Here is an 18314-nt window from a genome sequence, read left to right as displayed (position 1 = left end):
GCTAAAACAGAGGGAAACGGCACCCTATGCCCCATGACACGCCTTTGATAGCGACAATCGTCATCGGGTTATGCCTTGCCTTCATCTTCGGTGCTGTAGCCACCCGCCTCAAAATCTCTCCACTGGTTGGCTATCTTCTGGCTGGCGTTATTGCCGGTCCGCACACACCCGGTTTCGTTGCCGATCAGGACCTCATTTTGCAGCTCGCCGAAATCGGCGTCATCCTGCTGATGTTCGGCGTCGGTCTGCATTTTTCCCTGAAAGACCTGCTATCCGTTAAAGCCATCGCCGTTCCGGGCGCGTTGGCGCAAATCGCCACCGCGGCCGCCCTTGGCACCGGCCTTGGCCTTGCGCTCGGTTGGGACGTTGAAGCAGGCATGGTCTTCGGCCTTGCGCTATCCACCGCCAGTACCGTCGTTCTGTTGCGTGCCATGCAGGAGCGCCGCCTGATCGACACCGAACGCGGCCGCATTGCCGTCGGCTGGCTGATCGTTGAAGATCTCGCCATGGTGATGGCGCTGGTCCTGCTGCCCGCCGTCGCCAGTGTCACGGGACGCGCGACCAGTGCCGCAGCAAGCGACCCGCTTGCGGCCTGGCTTGGCCTCGGCATTGGCGGCATCATTCTCCTGACCATCGCCAAGGTGGTTCTGTTCGTCGCCCTGATGCTGGTGGTCGGGCGCAAGGTCATTCCCTGGCTTCTCAACGTCGTCGCACAGACCGGCTCGCGCGAATTGTTTCGTCTTGGCGTTCTGGCCATTGCGCTCGGTGTGGCTTTCGGCGCGGCGCATCTCTTCGGCGTGTCCTTCGCACTCGGCGCATTCTTCGCCGGTATGGTGATGAGCGAATCCGAGCTTAGTCACCGCGCAGCTGAAGAATCCCTGCCCTTGCGCGACGCCTTCGCAGTGCTGTTCTTCATTTCGGTCGGCATGTTGTTCGACCCGATGAGCCTTTTGAAAGACCCCTTGCCCCTTCTGGCCACGCTTGCGATCATCCTGATCGGCAAATCCGTAGCGGCCTTCTTTATCGTCCGGGCCTTCCGCCGCCCGGTCAGCACGGCGCTAACGATTTCGGCAAGTCTGGCGCAGATCGGCGAATTCTCGTTCATTCTCGCCGGGCTTGGCGTCAGCCTCAATCTATTGCCACCCGCCGGACGCGATCTGATTCTCGCTGGCGCAATCCTTTCCATCTTCCTCAATCCGGTGATGTTCATCGTCGCGGAACGGATGCGGCCCTGGATCGAAAAGCGCAGCGCAAGCGAAGCAGCAAACGAACCAACGGGCAGCGCAGCCATCGATGTTTCCGAACCGGAACCATTGCCTCACACGCTTCTGACCGGCCACACGATCATTGCTGGCTACGGACATATCGGCAGCAGGCTGGCCACCAGTTTGCAGGAACATGCGATGCCGTTCCTCGTCATCGATGACTCGCCGAAAATCTGCACCGCTTTGCGGGAAAAAGGCATCGAAGCTATTGCGGGCAATGCCTCCGATACCGAAATATTGAATGCGGCGAATCCGGGGCTTGCCAAAAATCTGGTCATTGCGATTCCGAATGCCTTCGAGGCAGGACGCGCAACCGCTCTGGCCCATGCGGCCAACTCGGATATTCACATCGTCGCGCAGGCCAGTTCGCAGGCCGAAGCACAATATCTGACCGATCTTGGTGCAACCGCCGTCATTCTTGGCGAAGAGGAAATTGCAAAGGCAATGGCCAAGGCAATCGGCGCAGACGTTTCGAATACGGGCGGCAATGCTTCTGCCCGGCAGCCACAGCGGCATATTCAGGCACAGGACGACAGTTCTGTGACTGCCGCTGATGGCGAAGCACAGGCTATATAAGGGGGAACACAGATGAAAATTGAAGGGGCGGTAATCGGTTAATGAAAGCAAAGGATTATATCTGGCCAGTCATCGGTGTCTGTGCTGTGGGCGTTTCAGTCTGGCTTCTCTATCGGGAACTTCGCAGCATATCGCTCGACGATGTTCTGGACAGCCTCTACGCCATTCGCGCACATCACTGGGTACTGGCAGCGGCGGCAGCCCTTCTCGCCTATAGCTCGCTTGCCGGTTACGACCGTATCGCGCTTCTCCATTTGCGACGCAAGATTTCCTGGCTTTTCATCGCGCTCTGCTCCTTCACCACCTATGCCCTGTCGCACAATATCGGCGCATCGGTCGTCTCCGGCGCTGTTGTTCGCTACCGCGCCTATTCCTCGCAAGGCATGCCCGGCAGCGAGATTGCTGTTCTCATCGCGTTTTGCTCATTCACATTCATTCTCGGTGTCATCATCACATCAAGTGTCGTGCTGCTGCTTGAGCCGCATGTCCTCATGCGCTTCAACGAAGATCTGACACCCACCGTGGCCATGGTCATTGCCGTGATCATGCTGGCCTTCGTGCTGCTCTATGTCTTCGGCAGCTGGATGCAGCTGCGTCCGCTACAGATCGGCAAGTTCCGACTGGAATATCCGCGCATGTCGGTTGTCGTGCAGCAATTGATCGTGGCCCCGCTGGAGCTGATCGGCGCTGCGGGCATCATCTATTTCGCGCTGCCGGAAGCGGGCAATCCGGGCTTCCTGATCGTGCTCGGCATTTTCCTCGTCTCCTTCTCGGCAGCGCTTATCTCGCACGCGCCGGGCGGCCTTGGCGTGCTTGAACTGGTTTTCCTGACCGGCCTGCCGGATATGCATCAGGCGGATGTGCTGGCAGCACTGATTGTGTTCCGCCTGCTCTATCTCCTGATCCCCTTCGCCATGTCGCTGGTGGTGGTGCTGGTTTTCGAGAAATCGCAGTTCCTGCTGCGCTGGAACGAAAAGCATAATAAGTGAGACCCCATTCAGGCGGAGAATAATTTTCACTTATCCGCCTGAATTTGAATTCCTTTTCCTTAAAGTTGCGGGTTTCAGGGCTTATTTTGGAAACTGCTTCGCAAGTCGCCTCGATATCGGGACGAAAAGCGAAACAGAAAAGCCCTCCCAAGGCTCTGATCTCTATCGCAATTGCGAACGCAAAACCGCTTTGCACTTTTGCTGCAATTGCTTGAAAAGGAAACAACGCATGCCTGCGACACTTATCATCCCCGGCTACAAGGGATCGGAAGCAGGCCACTGGCAGCGCCAATGGTTGCATGACGATCCGTCAGCATTACTGGTTGAACAGGACGACTGGCATTATCCAGTGCTATCCGACTGGATGCATGCGCTCGAAGCAAAACTGGCCGAAAATCCCGGCGCGGTTCTGGTTGCCCATAGCCTCGGCTGTGTGCTGGTTGCCCATCTGGCAAGCCGTCCGGCTGCTGCCCACGTAGCAGGCGCACTTCTGGTCGCCCCGGCTGATGCGGAAACCATGGCCTCCAGGGACAACCGCTTCCAGAGCTTCGCGCCGTTGCCGCGCCATGAGCTGGGTTTCCCGTCCATCGTCGTCGCCAGCCGCAATGACGATTATATGCGCTTTGCCAAGGCAGAGGCATTGGCGAATGTCTGGGGTTCGGGCTTCGTCGACCTTGGCCATGCCGGTCACATCAATGTCGCGAGCGGGTTCAGCCGCTGGCCGGAAGGCGTCATTCTCGCCTCTTCCCTGCAAAGGGAGCCACAAACAGCAGCATCCTCCCAAGCTGCCCAACTGGCCGCCTGACCGCTCGCGCGCCGTGCGTCCTTTCGGACGCACGGCATCAAGCGTGTTGCTTGCGCTCCAGCAGGAATTTCAAAACCAGCGTCAGAACGGCAATCAATGCGAGTGTGGAAGCCGCAGCAAAGGCGCCGGCGACATTATAGTCATTGAACAGTAGCTCCACCTGCAACGGCAAAGTGTTCGTCTTGCCGCGAATAGCGCCGGAAACCACCGAGGTCGCGCCAAATTCGCCCATCACACGCGCATTGCACAACACCGCACCATAGAGCAGCGCCCATTTGATATTGGGAAGCGTGACATAGAAGAATGTCTGCCAGCCATTGGCGCCGAGCGTCATCGCCGCTTCTTCCTCGTCGCTGCCTTGCACTTCCATCAGCGGTATCAATTCCCGCGCCACGAAGGGCGAGGTCACGAACAGACTAACCAGAAAGATCGCCGGGACCGTGAACATGATCTTCAGATCATAGCTTTCAAGCAAAGGTCCGAGCAGGCCCTGCGAGCCATAGAGGAAGAGATAGGTCACGCCCGCCACAATCGGCGAGACGGAGAAGGGAATCTCGACAAAGGTAATCAGCAGCCTGCGTCCCGGAAAACGAAACTTCGTCACCAGCCAGGCGACACAGACGCCGAACGCCATATTGATCGGCACGACCACGATGGCGACCAGCACAGTCAGCCAGATCGCATGCAGCGTATCGGGCTTCAGGATTTCGCCAAAGAACGCGCCCGCGCCCTTGCTGAACGCATAAGCGAAAATGACCGCCAGCGGCGCGCCGATGCACAGGATGGACAGAATGCTGGCCAGCCAGATCAACAGGCTGCGAACGGCCCCCGGCGCGTTGCGCGCCACACTAGCGCTCTGCATAACGAAGCTGCCTTGCCTGAATGAGATTGGTGATGAGCAGCATCAGGAATGCTGTAACCAGCATGACGAAGGCCAGCGCTGCCGCTGCTGGATAATCATATTCGTCGAGCCGGATGAAGATCAGAAGCGATGTCACTTCCGTTTCGAATGGCAGATTGCCGGAAATGAAAACAATGGAACCGAACTCGCCGAGGCTGCGCGCAAACGACAGCGATGCGCCCGCTAGAAAGGCCGGGAAGATCGTCGGCCAGATGATATGGGCGAAAATCTGCCATGGCTTTGCGCCGAGGCTGCGCGCGGCTTCCTCGACATCGGCGCTCATATCTTCCAGCACCGGCTGCACCGTGCGGATGACAAAGGGAATGCTGGTGAACGCCATGGCGATGGAAATACCGAGCGGCGCATAGGCGACCTTGATGCCGAGCGGTTCCAGAAACTGGCCGAACCAGCCGTTCTGTGCAAAGACCGTCACCAGTGCCAGACCCGCAATTGCCGTGGGCAGCGCAAAAGGCAGATCGACGGCCGCATCCATCAGACGCTTGCCGGGAAACTCATATCGCGTCAGAACCCATGCCAGCAGCAGCCCGAACAGACCATTGAACACGGTTGCCAGTGCCGCAGTGCCGAGCGTGATGCGATAGGTGGCCAGCGCGCGGTCGGAGGTGACGATGGACCAGAAATCGCTCCAGCCGAGGCTCGCAGTCTTCATGATCATGGCAAGCAATGGCAGAGCCACGATAACCGTCAGATAAAACAAAGTGCAGCCGAGGGTCAGACCGAACCCCGGCAACACCGAATTGCGTTTCATGCTGAGAAGCGACACTGAATCATTCCATATGACGGCAGGAGCGCACGTCGCCGCACGCTCCTGCATATGAGCTAAATAACCGCTTACTTCTTGGTGAAGAGCTGATCAAGCACGCCGCCTTCGGCAAAATGCTCTTTCTGCAACTTGTCCCAGCCGCCGAAGACATCCTCGACCGTCACGAGACGCACATCGGGATAGATATCCTTATGCTTTTCGATGACCGCCTTGTTATGCACGCGGTTGAAGTTCTGCGCGAGAATCTCCTGACCTTCCGGCGCATAGAGATAGTTCAGATAGGCTTGCGCGATCTTGCGCGAGCCGCGCTTGTCCACCACCTTGTCTACGACCGTGACCGGGAATTCGGCCAAAAGGCTGACTTGCGGAACGACAACGTCGTATTTATCCGCACCGAGCTGCTTTTGCGTGCCACGGGTTTCCGCTTCAAATGTAACAAGCACATCGCCGATACCGCGCTCGGCAAAGGTCGTCGTCGCGCCACGACCGCCCGTGTCGAAAACCGGTACATTCTTGAAGATCTTGCCGACGAATTCACGCACCTTGGCGTCATCGTTGTTGAAGGCTTCCTTCGCATAGGCGGTCGCCGCCAGATAGGTATAGCGCGCATTGCCCGAGGTCTTCGGATTCGGGAAAACCACCTTCACATCGTCGCGGGCCAGATCATCCCAGTTCTTGATGTTTTTCGGGTTGCCCGCACGCACCAGAAACGCCGGAAACGAGTAATAAGGCGACGAATTGTTCGGCAGGCGCTTCTGCCAGTCCGCCGGAATCAGATCGCCCTTGTCGTGCAGAACCTGCACATCGGTCACCTGATTGAAAGTCACCACATCGGCTTCAAGGCCTTCCAGAATGGAGCGGGCCTGCTTGGACGAACCGGCATGCGACTGGTTGACGGTCAGCTCATCACCGGTCTTCGTCTTCCAGTCGGCGATGAACGCCTTGTTGACCTGCTCATAAAGCTCGCGGGCGATATCGTAGGAAACGTTCAGGATTTCCTTCGGCTCTTCAGCCTTGACCGGCGCTGCGCCCAGACCGAGCGCGACAGCCGCATAGAGAAAAATTTTTCGCATTAGACCCATCCCCACCGCCCTGCACCTGCAAAGCGTTCATACAGACGATTGAACTTGGAAAGAAAATCTACCGAAAGGTGATTCAAAATCAACCTAAATCATTGATTTAAATCAATAAACTACTTTCTGCGGAGTCCTTGGAACATGCGCCCAAGCGGCCTAAGCGCGTTAGAAAATTATTCCTTCAAGCGTCAAAAATCAGAAACAGCACAACAAAAAAGCCGGAGACTTTCGCCCCCGGCCCATATTTTATTCTGCGTAAAATCTTACCAGAAACCGCGATGCTGCCAGCACCACAGAAAATTATGCTCACTGCGCTCCAACCGGCTGCGCCGACGCGCTGCGATTTCTTCAGCGCTCAATTTCATTTCCCGCCATGGCTGCGCCAAAAACGCAGGAATGCCCAAGAAGGCGTTTTTCACTCCGGTGGTCAGCACCTGCAAGTTCTGCATTAAACCAGGCCTCCTATCCGCGTTGTCGCGTCCCCATCTCAAAGCTTCCGACCTTAAAGCACGTCTTCAATCCAGACACGCTTTCGCCGTAACAATGAACGATGGGTTAATTTTGAAGGCTTCCGCGCAGATGTCAATAACCGACTTATTTTATCGGAGTTAACAGAGTGAAATATTTTGCGAGCGACAAGCCGCCGCCCGCAAAATCATACCAGCTTACACCTCGTAGTCATTGACGGGCTTGATATGGACCTTGTCCACATTGCGCCCCTTCATGGCGTCGATCCTGAATTCGAAGCCATCCGCGACGAAGCTTTCACCGCCCAGCGGCAGGTGGCCAAGGTGCCAGAGCACGTAGCCAGCCAGCGTCGTATAGCGGTCGCTGTCATCCACCAGATCGCGCTCCAGAAGACCACTCAGGCGGCGAATATCAACAAAGCCGTCGACGATATAACCGCCCTGCCCGTCCGATTCGGCAACAGATGCTTCCTCGTCTTCATCGGGAAATTCCCCGGCAATCGCTTCCAGCACGTCGGTCGGCGTAACGACGCCTTCGAATGAGCCATGCTCATCGACCACGACGGCAAGCTGCACCGGTGAGACACGCAGCTGCTCCATCACACGCAACACATTGGCGCTTTCGTGTACGACAAGCGGCTGCTTGACGACCTGATCCCAATCGATGGACTTTTTGTCCGTCATGTCGAGCAGCAGATCGCGAACCGAAGCGACGCCGACAAATTCGTCGACCTGACGGCGGGCAACAACAACGCGCGAGTGCGAAAGCTTGCGAATCGCTTCATGCAAATCCTCTTCGCTTTCATCGATGTCGAGCCATTCGATTTCATTGCGCGGTGACATGATCGAACGCACCGGGCGATCCGCCAGATCCAGAACGCCACGGATCATTTCCTTTTCTTCCGGAAGGAAGACGTCATTGGCAGCTGTCTGCTGGGCGATCACGTCAACAGTATCGGAAAGCGGATTCTCGCCGCGCCCGCCGCCGAGCAGGCGCAGAACCGCGCCCGCCGTCCGCTCACGCAGATCGTTGGTCGTCACCAGCTTTTCACGATTGCGGCGCGAGACCTGATTGGCCGCTTCGATCAACACCGAGAAGCCGATGGCCGCATAGAGATAGCCCTTCGGAATGTGAAAACCAAAGCCTTCCACCACGAGGCTGAAACCGATCATCATCAGGAAGCCAAGGCAGAGGATAACCACCGTCGGATGCTTGTTGACGAAGTCCATCAGCGGCTTGGAAGCCAGCATCATGACGCCGATTGCGATAATGACGGCGATCATCATCACCGGCAGATGCTGCACCATGCCGACAGCCGTAATCACGCTATCCAGCGAGAACACCGCATCGAGGACGACAATCTGGACAATGACCTGCCAGAACACGGCATGGACGACACGGGAGGTTTTCGCACCATGCGCGCCTTCCAGGCGTTCGTGCAGTTCCATCGTGCCCTTGGCCAGCAGGAACAGACCACCGATCAACATGATGATGTCACGTCCGGAGAACGACATATCCATCACTTCGATCAGCGGTTCGCGCAGCGTCACAATCCACGAAATCGATGCAAGCAGGACAAGGCGCATGAGAAGCGCCAGAGCGAGACCGATGACGCGGGCGCGATTGCGCTGATGCGGGGGCAATTTATCGGCCAGAATGGCGATAAAGACGAGATTGTCGATGCCGAGAACGATCTCAAGCACCACCAATGTCACCAAACCTATCCAGGCATTGGGGTCGGCAATCCAGTCCATGGACCAGTCCATGATATGTCGGCTCCTTTAGAACACAACCCGAAGACTATTTTCGGGCAATATGTGAGTACAAACAAATGTTTAGATCGCTGACCTGAATCAAAAAGACAGCGTCCAAACGGGTCAGAAAAAGCGGAATTCAGAGATACCGGCGCAAACGCTTTCGGGCCGGAACGCAAAATCGCGATCCAGCCGAAAAAATCCACAAGCGGCGGAGAGAGGCTTCAGGCCTATGAAGTGAAAGGTTCCCGCGAGGGAACCGGTACTTCGGTAAGACGAATCGTCAGAACTGTCGTCGGGCATTAAGCGCGATGAACCTTTTATAGGGCGCTGTATCGGCTTTCTCGCCGACCTCGGGCACCAATTGCCATACGAAACATACGGTTGTTGTTCGCAATATATTCAAAAGGCTGGCAGGCAAAAGCTTCGATCCGCTGCCAGCTTCACTCTTATTATGCAGACGATCGCCGGTCAGGCAAGTGCGTCTGCCTCATTCCTATTCGGCGGGCGACACTTGCACCCGACGCGATTTGCGCTCGCGGCGCGGACGCGCCTTGAAGAAACGCACACCGATGACCGTGACGATCAGAGTCAGCACGGTGATTCCGATGGCGAACCAGAACATATGGTCGCCATCCATCTTGGCGAAGATGCCCGCGCCACGTCCAGCCAGCCAGCCGGGCAGGAACATCAGCGGCGCCCAAACCAGTGCCGACAGCACGTTTGCAGTCTGGAAGCGCGTCTGGTCCATCGACATCATGCCCGCGACCATTGGCACCGTGCAGCGAACCGGCCCGAAAAAACGACCGAGGAAGACGGCAGAAAAGCCATAGCGGCGGAACAGCAGGCGCGCACGCGCCACACCGCTGCGATGTTTATTGAGAGGCCATTTGTGAATGATGTTACGGCCCAGCCACCAGCCGAGGAAATAGGAGATGATATCGCCGATTACCGCGCCGATGATGGCGCCGATAATAACCGGCAGCGGCTCGATGATTCCAGCGCCGACAAGGCCGCCAATGGCAATCATTATCGGGGTGGCGGGAATGAACATTCCAATGATCGCGAGAGATTCGCCGAAGGCAATGATACCAACAATAGGTCCGGCCCATGCCCGATGATCGGAAATGAACTGCCCGAGATCGCTGATAATGCTTTCCATGCTTTCCTCAAATGCCGCGAACCGGATCTTGAAGCGGTTTACCCGCCTCGGTTTTCTCCGCAAAGGCTATCCGGTGCATGACGCGCCTTGCTCGAGCTTGTTTTGCTGATCGATCAGCGAAGATTTTTGATCGAGGACTTAATATCCGCTGATCAAGACATTTATATGCTCTAACTTCTCAGACAAGCATCAAAAAATGATGACATGGCTGCGACATTTGAAGCGTTTGCATACGCCCCGATGCCGTAACCTGTTTCGCCTCCCGCGCGGACACATCCGCAAGCACGAATCCAGTATTTCGCGAATATGGAGTCGGCCAGGCGCGCTTACAACGCTGGAAGAGCAAAAAAATGAATCAAAACAAGATTCTTTTTGCATTCGATTCTTCGGGATTCGCTCAAGCAATCGCAACTTTGGCGGATGAATGATCGATATTCCCGGAAAAGGTGCAAAGCCGGATTTTCCAAAACACCGCATTTCCGGGCTTTTGCACAAAGACGCAAGTTTTTTTCGAAATTTTTCTATTGGAGGGTAGACAGCTGGAAAATCGACCGGTATACACCCGCTCACTTCACCGGGGCCGCTGCCTCGGCAAAGCGAGTGGGTGATTAGCTCAGTTGGTAGAGCAGCTGACTCTTAATCAGCGGGTCGTAGGTTCGATCCCTACATCACCCACCATTTTCTCTTTTGAAAACAAACGCTTCCGCTGATTGACACCGTAACGAACGGCGACGAAGTGATCCTGCGATCGCATCAAAATTTCGATTATCTTCCCCTCATAAACCTCATCGTTCATCTGGATATGTCCGCATTCGCTGCAACCTCGTACACCGTGTCGCGAGTACATTACAGTTTCATTAAATATAATTAATTGGCCCATTCATATGCGGTTCATCTAAAAAGACACACATTACTCACACGCCAATTGACGGCGCCCTGTAAAGAGTAATGGAGTCAAGCAACCATGAAATATAGAACCGCACTTCTCGCTGTAATCGCATCGACTATGCTTGCTGGTCCTGTACTGGCACAAGAAAGCAGCAACGCGAATACACCAAAGCCAGCAACGGAAGCGGCTGCTACACAGGATAAGGACGTCAAGACCAAGCGCGGGCCAATCGATCTGGAAAAGTTTTCCCGCATGGAAGAGCTCAAGGCCGCCGACACCAATGGCGACGGCACCCTGTCTCGCGATGAAATTGAAGCGCTGGCGCTCAAGCGTTTCGTGAAGCGCGAAGCCGACCGCCTGGAACGTCGTCTCGACGTCAAGGGCGACGGTAACATCACCCTGACGGCCATCGAAAACCAGCGCAAGAAGGAATTCGCCGCGCTGGATCGTAACGAAGACGGCAAGCTCGACCGCAGCGAAATGCGCGCTGCCCATATGGACCGCCGTGGCAAAGGTCCACATGGAGGCCGTCACGGCATGGGACAGCACCATAAGGGCGGCGAAAAAGGCTCCCACGGTCCAATGAAGGGCCAGAATGAAAAGCCGCAGGAATAATTCCTGAAACAAAAGCCCGGGCGCAACGGCCCGGGCTTTTTATTGGTTCGTCTTCGACGATCAGGAGCGGATAACGCCCTTCTTGAAAATGATATTGCCGTAAAGCCGGCGCTCGCCGGTGCGGATCACAGCGAAAGCTTCGGTGGCGCGGGCGTAGAACGCAAAGCGTTCCACCGGATCGACGGCGATCTTGCGCCCCTCGGCCACAGCGATGACCTCTTCAAACTCGCCATAGATGGCTGGCGTCTCGTTCGGCGCCTGCATGACAGCCGCTGGCATGTCGACAAAATCATCGAGCGGCAGAACCGACAACACGGCTTCGGCCATGGCCGTGGCGCTGATGCCCGGAAAATCCAGCACGGGCACGCCGGAAGCCTGCGCCGGGTAGTTTGCGTCCACGATGACGAGATCGTCTCCATGCCCCATATCTGCGAGAATGGAGAGGAGCGAGCCGGTCAGCAACGGATTGATATTTTTCAGCATAGTGTCTGATTCCAGATTGGAGGCGTTTTCGATGCGAAAATCTATTCAAACGGCGGTCCATATGCAAACGCCGGCTGCGATGCAGCCGGCGTTTTTTCTCGATGGTTCCGGAGAGATGGCTTACTCGGCCTTGGCTTCGATATTCACCTTGTCGAGCAGCGACAGCGGGTCCTGCGACGCCGCGATCATATCCAGCGCGCCAATGCCCTTCTCCGCCTTCGACGTGACCGTCAGCTCGAAAATATTCGGCTTGGCGAGGAAGTTTGAGAATGCGGTAACCGCGTCCTGTAGCTTCGGCTGATCAGTCGCCAGTTCCTGCAGGAAGGCGGCGGCGATCAGGGAGAAGTTGCTGCGTACTTCGTCCTCCGTCATGCCGTTTTCTTCCCCATAAAGCTTGAGCGCCTTGGCGAGCAGGCCCTTTTCCTCAACCTTCACCTTCACTTCACGCGCCTTGAGGCCAAGAGCGGCAACCTGCGTCATCACCTTGTCGCCCGAGAAGAACTCCTTGGTGAAGCCGCCCATCAGGCCATTGACCGAAACGCGGCCCATGTCCTTGCCGCTGACGGAAATATCCGAAATGACGAGATTCTGGTTCGCTTCATCCCAGTTCATCGCCATGTTGGAGGAGATCGTCACCGTGTCATAGCCAAGCTTGCGCAGGTGATCGTAAATCTGGTCACTGCCATGCGGAACCGGAAGCGTCATATCCTCATAGCTTACGCGAATATCGGACGGGATACCGTTCTGCGGCTTGGTGAGCGCGACTTCGTAATTCTTCATGGAGAATTTTATGCGCTCTGGAACTGCTGGAACCGTTGCTTCTTCAGCAGCTTCCGGCTGCGCCTCTTCGCCTTCGGTCGCAGGCTCTTCCGTGGAATCCTGTGCCGGACCCGCGATATCGACACCCTGATCGTCCGTCGCGGCGGCTGCATCATCGCCCGCCGCATCGACGGTTTCCTGATCGGTCGCATCGTCTGTGGTTTCGTCAGCGCCGGTCACATCATCAACCGCTTCCGGTTCATAAGGCAGATCAGCATCGACACCGGAAACGCGCGTGGTGCCGAATTCAGGCAAAAGCGTTGTAAAGGGGAAGTTTTCGGCCTCTTCATCGCTAAGCGCGGCGAACTTCTTCAAGGCTTCCATAGTCGGTGCCCAGGAAAAGCCCTGCATGGAAACTTCATCGACTTTCATATAGTCGGTGCCGTTGCCGATATTGACGCCCTTCACGGTGGCGTCCACCTTGCTGGTGTCGAACGCAATCGAAATCTGAGCAATGTCGCCCTTGCCCTTGGTGCCGTCGGCGGGCTCGATCTTGAGGCCGAGCATCTCCATGTCGCCCTTGCCAATCATATCGACGATCGACAGCACGCGCAGGAAGAATTCGCGCTGTTCTGCGGGCGTCAGGTCGTCGGGGTTCTTCACCGCCTCGAGTTTCTGAACCGTTTCCAGAAGCGGTTCGGCAGGCATGCGCATGCTGAAACCATTGCTGCGAATTTCGTCGTAGCCGAAGCTCGCTTCGCTGCTTTTCATGACGATATTCTTGGCAGAGAACGGGCCATAAACCGGCTTGGCGTCCTTGTCGTCCGGTCCGGCCTTTTCCGTATAAAGGCGCGTCAGATAAACACCGTCAATGTCCTTGCCTTCCGTCTGGCCGATTGAGCCCTGCATCTGGTCGCGGACTGTTTCGCCGTCCTCTTTGGGCGCGTCGAACGCAAACTCAAAGGTCGTATTTGCGGCGGAAAAACTGGCGACGTGGCCTTGCTGGATGTCATTGAGCTTCACGTCCTTGTAGACGATTTTCTGCTCGTTGCCCGCAATGGTCTGAACCAGATTGATTTCCGGTGCGACGACGCTCTTGGCCGAGAAGCGACCGACGCGCTCCGGCAAGGTCAGCTGGCTGTTGCCAAAGGTTTCGCGCAATGTGGAAATATCAAAGCTCGCATCGTCGATCTTCACATGGGGAATGGAGATCTTGTAATTGGCGACCTGCGTGTTGATGTCGGATGCATCTAGCATACCGGTCAGAAACAGGAATTTCGGACGGCCTTCGATCGAGCCTATGCGCACATCAGAACCGTTCTTGAGCGGCAGCGTCACGTCGCGCAGATGAATGCGCCCAAGGAAATCGGCTTCGACGGAAGCAGCCTTGCCGCCACGCTTTTCCAGTTGTGACGTGATGGTGTTCTGAAGCGTGATCTTGTATCCGGACAGACCAGCGGCAGCTATCGCGATGACCGCAACGGCGGCCCAAAGCGCCTTGCGTCCACCCTTGCCGGTCCCGTTCTTTGCCTGCTCCACGATATTCGTCCTTTCAGCGCAATTGAAACGGTTGTCGGTGCCCGCCGTCGCAGCCTAAGGATCATGCAACCAAACGGAAAATCATGGTCTACAGAAACACGGCTAAAACAACAGCTTAGAGCACCCTGCCTGAATCAAACAGGCAATAAGGTGCTCTAACTACCTGTAATTGTGCGCGCAAGCAGGAATGGCGATTGCTGCCTGATTTTTCGGCATACTCCCAATAAAACAGGTGGTTTTTCAGTAGATCGCGTTAGAAACGCCACAGTAATGCAACTCAGAGCGGTGCTTGTGGGTGCGGAGAACCATCGTAGGCGCCCCAGATCGACTGATCGAAATTGACGATTGCTCCGGTCATCAGCCCCGATTCTTCCGAAGCCAGGAACGCAATTGCGCGCGCAACTTCCGCAGGATCGATCAGGCGCCCAAAGGGTTGCGCTCTGGCGGCGTCATCGAGCCAGTTGGCAGGCGCACCATGAAATTCGCGCTGGATGCGATCTTCACCGTCCGTCGCCATCCAGCCGATATTCAGGCAGTTGACGCGGATACGGTTGCGCAGCACCGAATAGGCAACATTGCGGGTCAACGTGTCGAGCGCGCCCTTGGAGGCGCAATAAGCGGCGATGAATGGTTGCCCGCCCATCGACGACATAGAGGAAATGTTGACAATCGCGCCCTCCACGCCATCGCGCCGGAAAAGCTTGATGGCCTCCTGAATAAGAAAGAAAGGCGCTCTGGTATTGACAGCAAACAGCCGATCGAAAAGCTCCGGCGAGGTATCCAGTATAGTTCCGCGGTCGGTTAGTCCCGCCGCATTGACCAGAATATCGAGACGTCCGAAAGCCCGGTCAGCCTCGGCTAAAATCTTTCTGCAATCCTCGACATTTTCCAGATCGGCCTGAACGAAGACCGCGCGCGCGTCGATCTTCTCCAGCAGATCGACCTGCGCCCGTCCCTTTTCCACGGACCGTCCGCAGATAACCAGACCGGCGGCGCCACGTTCTGCAAACAGCTTTGCCGTGGCCGCACCCAGCCCTTGTGTACTGCCGGTAATGACAGCAACCTTGCCTTTCAATTGCTCGCTCATCGCAAACTCCGAGACCCGATCAAACCCTGCCGCCCAATTCGGCTGACAGGTCGGACAATTCCTGACCGCCAGCCATCAGGCTCTGCAATTCATCCATATCGACTTCGCTCTTGGTGCGGGTGCCAAGCGTCACACCGCGATTAAGCACGGTGAATTTGTCGCCCACCGCATGGGCATGGCGAACATTGTGCGTGATGAAGATCACACCCAGACCCCGCGCGCGCACCTGATTGATATATTTGAGAACCATCGCGGTCTGGCGAACACCGAGCGCGGAGGTCGGCTCATCGAGGATCAATATCTTCGCCCCGAAATAAACAGCGCGGGCAATGGCCACACATTGTCGTTCGCCACCGGACAGCGTGCCCACGGCCTGCTGTGGATCGCGCACATCGATGCCGATCCGGCGCATTTCCTCACGGGTCACGTCTTCAGCAAACTGCGTGTCGAACCAGCGCAGCGGGCCAACCCCCTTGGTCGGCTCGCGACCCAGAAAGAAGTTCCGCATCACCGACATGAGCGGGATCATCGCCAGATCCTGATAGACGGTCGCGATCCCGTGGTCGAGTGCATCGCGCGGGCTATTGAACGCAACCTGTTTGCCTTCAACAAGGAAGTCACCGCTCGTCGGCTTGTGCACGCCGGACAGCGTCTTGATCAGCGTTGATTTGCCCGCGCCATTGTCGCCCAGCAGGCAATGAACCTGCCCCGGCTCGACGCTCAACGAAACGCCATTCAGTGCAATAACCGGCCCGAAATGTTTGACAAGATTACGGATTTCAATCGTCGGCATCGTCGTTGTCATTGTCATGGCAACCTCCCGGCTCAGCGCTCGCCCGTGGCGCGCTTGCGAATGAAATTATTGAAGAGAACGGCGATCAGCAGCATTCCGCCGAGGAAGACGAGATACCAGTCCTGATCGATCTGCGTGTAGGTCAGGCCGATCAGCACCATGCCGAAAATGATTGCGCCAAAGAAAGCACCAATGGCCGAACCATAACCGCCTGTCAGCAGGCACCCGCCGATGACAGCCGCGATGATCGCTTCAAACTCCTTCTGGAAACCGCGCCGCGCATCGGTCGATCCGGCATCGAGCACGGTGAGAATGGCGACCAGCGCTGCGGCCATGGCCGTGCATATGAAGAGTGTGGTCTTGACGCGGCGCACGGGAACGCCGGAATTTCGCGCCGCCAGCGCATCGCCGCCCGCTGCGAAAATCCAGTTGCCGAAGCGGGTGCGCACCAGAACATAGGTGGCGATCAGCGCCACACCGACAAACCATAGCACCTCGACGGGAACGCCTTTTACGGTCGGTTCGCCATTCGGGAACTTGGCAATCAGGTCGCGCTCGGCCATCCAGGCGAACAGCCCCTGAAACGCATCGCCTGAAAACAAGCCCGCAAGCGCGCTGTTGCCGACTGCTTCCTTGACGCCGCGAAGCTGCGTCGCGCCGCCGGTTGCCCATTTGAGGCCGACAAGCGACAGGCCACGCAGGATAAACAGAAAAGCCAGCGTCACGATGAAGGACGGCAAGCCGCTCCTGATCACGATCTGCGCATTGACCGTTCCGACGAGCGCCGCAAAGACAAGCGTGATAATGATCGCCACTCCAAGCGGCAATTGCCAGACGACAAGCGCCGCAGCAAAAATCAGACCGGCAAACGCCACCATCGAGCCGATGGAAAGGTCGAATTCACCGCCGATCATCAGCAACGCGGCGGCGACCGCGAGAATACCAAGTTGCGATGCAGGCGCCATGAAATTCATGATGCCCGCCGCCGTGAACATTGCCGGGTTGGCCGTAGTCAGGAAGAAAGCCGTGATGAGAATGAGCCCGGAAACCGCACCAAGTTCGGGGCGACTGAGCAGCCGCTGGATCGGACTTGCCGTTTTCAGCCGTTCGTCTCGCTGCTCCGCAATCGTCGCGGGCTTCGGTTCGGACATGGGTTCGCTCATGATTTTCTCCTGAGGCCTCATCGCAGCTGCTTCATGCCCAGCTGTCGAGCTTCGGGTGCAACCACCCGTTCCCGCCCATCGCTATGGGCGGGTCATGGAAAGTGTTTTTAGAACCGGAGGAAATTTTGGCTCTGACGAGCCGAAAATGGTGCGGTTTGAGAACCGGAGCGCAGTGTACTTTTGGGTACATGAGCACCGGAAGCGCAAAACAGTGCCATTTGCAGGCCGCCAGAGCCGAAATATTGCCGGTTCTAACGGATGCCCTTGGCGGAAAGCTCGACTACTTGGGCAGCCTTGTCCTTGGTGATCAGGTTCGGGCCGGAAGGCACATTGCCGCCGGGCATCAGGCCATATTTCGCATTGAGCGCCAGGAACGAAACCGGCAGATAACCTTGCAGGAACTGCTGCTGGTCGATGGCGAAGTCTGCCTGCCCCTTCTCGACGGCTTCAAGGAAGCCTGCCGACATATCGAAGGTTGCAACATGAATGCCGCTGCGGCCACTTTCTGCTGCCGCCTTCACGGCAGGCTCACCGGCAAGCGTCGCGTTAAGGGTCAGGATCGTATCGACCGCTGTGTCGGAGGCGAGCGCCGCGCGCACCTTGGCTTCATTTTCCGCCGGATCAGTGGAGGTCGGCAGAACGGTCACGTCACCGAAGCCTTCCTTGAAACCGGCGCAACGCTGGTCAAGCGAGACATTGCCCACTTCCTGATTGACACAGATACCTTTCTTGCCGCCGGCCTCTTTCAAGGCTTCGCCGGCGACCTTGCCCGCATCGAATTCATCCTGACCGACATGCAGCAGCGCGCCGAGTTTCTTGGAAGCATCGGAACCGGAGTTCATCGATATGACCGGAATACCAGCGGCGACGGCGCGCTGGATCGACGGCCCGAGCGCATCGGCATCCGGGATCGATACGACGATACCTTGCGGCTTCTGGTTGATGGCCGCATCGATAAGCTGGCCCATTTGCACCATGTCGAAGGTTTCCGGCGCGCGATAGTCAACCTTGGCACCCGTATCCTTGGCAGCTTCCGCCACACCATTCTTCACCACGGACCAGAACGGGTCCGATGCCTGACCATGGCTGACGACAACGATATTGATGTCAGCCGCATGTGCAGCGAATGACGCAGCCATGAGGGCCGCGCCAGCGACTGCCGATTTCAAAAGAGATTTCATGTTCACTCCTCCCATTGTCCGACGC

16 protein-coding genes and 1 tRNA gene are annotated in these 18314 nt (G+C 56.8%); 5 read left to right on the top strand and 12 right to left on the bottom strand.

The genetic code is table 11. From position 1 onward, the window contains the following. Window positions 1–26: 26 nt before the first annotated feature. From ybaL to QLQ11_RS01600, 3 genes are all read left to right on the top strand, one after another. Entirely contained in the window at window positions 27–1841 is a 1815-nt protein-coding gene (ybaL, locus tag QLQ11_RS01610; protein ID WP_109369306.1) for a YbaL family putative K(+) efflux transporter, read from the top strand. Window positions 1842–1882: 41 nt separating this feature from the next. Continuing rightward, window positions 1883–2830 carry a lysylphosphatidylglycerol synthase domain-containing protein gene (locus QLQ11_RS01605; RefSeq protein ID WP_109369307.1) on the top strand — a complete coding sequence of 316 codons (948 nt, stop codon included), beginning with the start codon at window positions 1883–1885 and terminating at the stop codon, window positions 2828–2830. Between the two features lie 229 nt (window positions 2831–3059). Next, window positions 3060–3635 carry an alpha/beta hydrolase gene (locus QLQ11_RS01600; RefSeq protein WP_109369308.1) on the top strand — a complete coding sequence of 192 codons (576 nt, stop codon included), beginning with the start codon at window positions 3060–3062 and terminating at the stop codon, window positions 3633–3635. 37 nt (window positions 3636–3672) lie between these two features. Here QLQ11_RS01600 and cysW read toward each other — a convergent pair whose 3' ends face one another. From cysW to QLQ11_RS01570, 6 genes are all read right to left on the bottom strand, one after another. Beyond that, entirely contained in the window at window positions 3673–4497 is an 825-nt protein-coding gene (cysW, locus tag QLQ11_RS01595; RefSeq protein ID WP_109369309.1) for a sulfate ABC transporter permease subunit CysW, read from the bottom strand. Next, the gene (gene cysT / locus QLQ11_RS01590; RefSeq protein WP_109370257.1) at window positions 4484–5305 is read right to left on the bottom strand and encodes a sulfate ABC transporter permease subunit CysT; all 822 of its coding nucleotides are present in this window, start codon (window positions 5303–5305) and stop codon (window positions 4484–4486) included. The genes cysW and cysT overlap by 14 nt, the downstream gene beginning before the upstream one ends. Before the next feature lie 83 nt (window positions 5306–5388). Then, window positions 5389–6393, bottom strand: a complete 1005-nt coding sequence (locus tag QLQ11_RS01585; RefSeq protein ID WP_283735912.1) for a sulfate ABC transporter substrate-binding protein — start codon at window positions 6391–6393, stop codon at window positions 5389–5391. A gap of 266 nt (window positions 6394–6659) precedes the next feature. Further along, the gene (locus QLQ11_RS01580; RefSeq protein WP_109369311.1) at window positions 6660–6845 is read right to left on the bottom strand and encodes a hypothetical protein; all 186 of its coding nucleotides are present in this window, start codon (window positions 6843–6845) and stop codon (window positions 6660–6662) included. A 216-nt stretch (window positions 6846–7061) separates the two neighbouring features. Continuing rightward, entirely contained in the window at window positions 7062–8630 is a 1569-nt protein-coding gene (locus tag QLQ11_RS01575; protein WP_109369312.1) for a TerC family protein, read from the bottom strand. A gap of 484 nt (window positions 8631–9114) precedes the next feature. Then, the gene (locus QLQ11_RS01570) at window positions 9115–9780 is read right to left on the bottom strand and encodes a DedA family protein (protein WP_109369313.1); all 666 of its coding nucleotides are present in this window, start codon (window positions 9778–9780) and stop codon (window positions 9115–9117) included. Window positions 9781–10382: 602 nt separating this feature from the next. Between QLQ11_RS01570 and QLQ11_RS01565 the strand changes: the two genes are divergently transcribed. Next, window positions 10383–10458 (top strand) — tRNA-Lys (locus QLQ11_RS01565). Between the two features lie 286 nt (window positions 10459–10744). Next, window positions 10745–11284, top strand: a complete 540-nt coding sequence (locus QLQ11_RS01560) for an EF-hand domain-containing protein (RefSeq protein ID WP_109369345.1) — start codon at window positions 10745–10747, stop codon at window positions 11282–11284. Between the two features lie 60 nt (window positions 11285–11344). Here the strand turns inward: QLQ11_RS01560 and QLQ11_RS01555 are convergent, their stop codons facing one another. The 6 genes from QLQ11_RS01555 to QLQ11_RS01530 form a co-directional block, all read right to left on the bottom strand. Next, the gene (locus tag QLQ11_RS01555) at window positions 11345–11767 is read right to left on the bottom strand and encodes an RbsD/FucU family protein (RefSeq protein ID WP_109369346.1); all 423 of its coding nucleotides are present in this window, start codon (window positions 11765–11767) and stop codon (window positions 11345–11347) included. A 120-nt stretch (window positions 11768–11887) separates the two neighbouring features. Next, a complete protein-coding gene (locus tag QLQ11_RS01550; protein WP_283735915.1) occupies window positions 11888–14065 on the bottom strand; it encodes a hypothetical protein in 2178 nt (725 codons plus the stop codon). Window positions 14066–14342: 277 nt separating this feature from the next. Then, a complete protein-coding gene (locus QLQ11_RS01545; protein ID WP_109369348.1) occupies window positions 14343–15152 on the bottom strand; it encodes an SDR family oxidoreductase in 810 nt (269 codons plus the stop codon). Between the two features lie 19 nt (window positions 15153–15171). After that, window positions 15172–15957, bottom strand: coding sequence for an ATP-binding cassette domain-containing protein (locus QLQ11_RS01540; RefSeq protein ID WP_371830792.1), 786 nt, complete (start codon window positions 15955–15957; stop codon window positions 15172–15174). 20 nt (window positions 15958–15977) lie between these two features. Then, window positions 15978–17108: an ABC transporter permease gene (locus QLQ11_RS01535; protein WP_109369350.1), complete on the bottom strand. Its 1131-nt coding sequence runs from the start codon at window positions 17106–17108 to the stop codon at window positions 15978–15980. Between the two features lie 251 nt (window positions 17109–17359). After that, a complete protein-coding gene (locus QLQ11_RS01530) occupies window positions 17360–18289 on the bottom strand; it encodes a sugar ABC transporter substrate-binding protein (RefSeq protein WP_109369351.1) in 930 nt (309 codons plus the stop codon). Window positions 18290–18314 lie beyond the last annotated feature (25 nt).

The organism is Ochrobactrum sp. SSR, assembly GCF_030067775.1.
In the GTDB taxonomy this organism is placed as follows: Bacteria; Pseudomonadota; Alphaproteobacteria; order Rhizobiales; family Rhizobiaceae; genus Brucella; species Brucella teleogrylli.
This window is presented reverse-complemented; position numbering and strand designations above follow the sequence as displayed.

Excerpts from the sequence above, each read along its gene's own strand:
- ybaL (WP_109369306.1), top strand. The coding sequence starts at position 27 with ATGCCCCATGACACGCCTTTGATAGCGACAATCGTCATCGGGTTATGC.
- QLQ11_RS01605 (WP_109369307.1), top strand. The coding sequence starts at position 1,883 with ATGAAAGCAAAGGATTATATCTGGCCAGTCATCGGTGTCTGTGCTGTG.
- QLQ11_RS01600 (WP_109369308.1), top strand. The coding sequence starts at position 3,060 with ATGCCTGCGACACTTATCATCCCCGGCTACAAGGGATCGGAAGCAGGC.
- cysW (WP_109369309.1), bottom strand. The coding sequence starts at position 4,497 with ATGCAGAGCGCTAGTGTGGCGCGCAACGCGCCGGGGGCCGTTCGCAGC.
- cysT (WP_109370257.1), bottom strand. The coding sequence starts at position 5,305 with ATGAAACGCAATTCGGTGTTGCCGGGGTTCGGTCTGACCCTCGGCTGC.
- QLQ11_RS01585 (WP_283735912.1), bottom strand. The coding sequence starts at position 6,393 with ATGCGAAAAATTTTTCTCTATGCGGCTGTCGCGCTCGGTCTGGGCGCA.
- QLQ11_RS01580 (WP_109369311.1), bottom strand. The coding sequence starts at position 6,845 with ATGCAGAACTTGCAGGTGCTGACCACCGGAGTGAAAAACGCCTTCTTG.
- QLQ11_RS01575 (WP_109369312.1), bottom strand. The coding sequence starts at position 8,630 with ATGGACTGGTCCATGGACTGGATTGCCGACCCCAATGCCTGGATAGGT.
- QLQ11_RS01570 (WP_109369313.1), bottom strand. The coding sequence starts at position 9,780 with ATGGAAAGCATTATCAGCGATCTCGGGCAGTTCATTTCCGATCATCGG.
- QLQ11_RS01560 (WP_109369345.1), top strand. The coding sequence starts at position 10,745 with ATGAAATATAGAACCGCACTTCTCGCTGTAATCGCATCGACTATGCTT.
- QLQ11_RS01555 (WP_109369346.1), bottom strand. The coding sequence starts at position 11,767 with ATGCTGAAAAATATCAATCCGTTGCTGACCGGCTCGCTCCTCTCCATT.
- QLQ11_RS01545 (WP_109369348.1), bottom strand. The coding sequence starts at position 15,152 with ATGAGCGAGCAATTGAAAGGCAAGGTTGCTGTCATTACCGGCAGTACA.
- QLQ11_RS01540 (WP_371830792.1), bottom strand. The coding sequence starts at position 15,957 with ATGACAACGACGATGCCGACGATTGAAATCCGTAATCTTGTCAAACAT.
- QLQ11_RS01535 (WP_109369350.1), bottom strand. The coding sequence starts at position 17,108 with ATGAGCGAACCCATGTCCGAACCGAAGCCCGCGACGATTGCGGAGCAG.
- QLQ11_RS01530 (WP_109369351.1), bottom strand. The coding sequence starts at position 18,289 with ATGAAATCTCTTTTGAAATCGGCAGTCGCTGGCGCGGCCCTCATGGCT.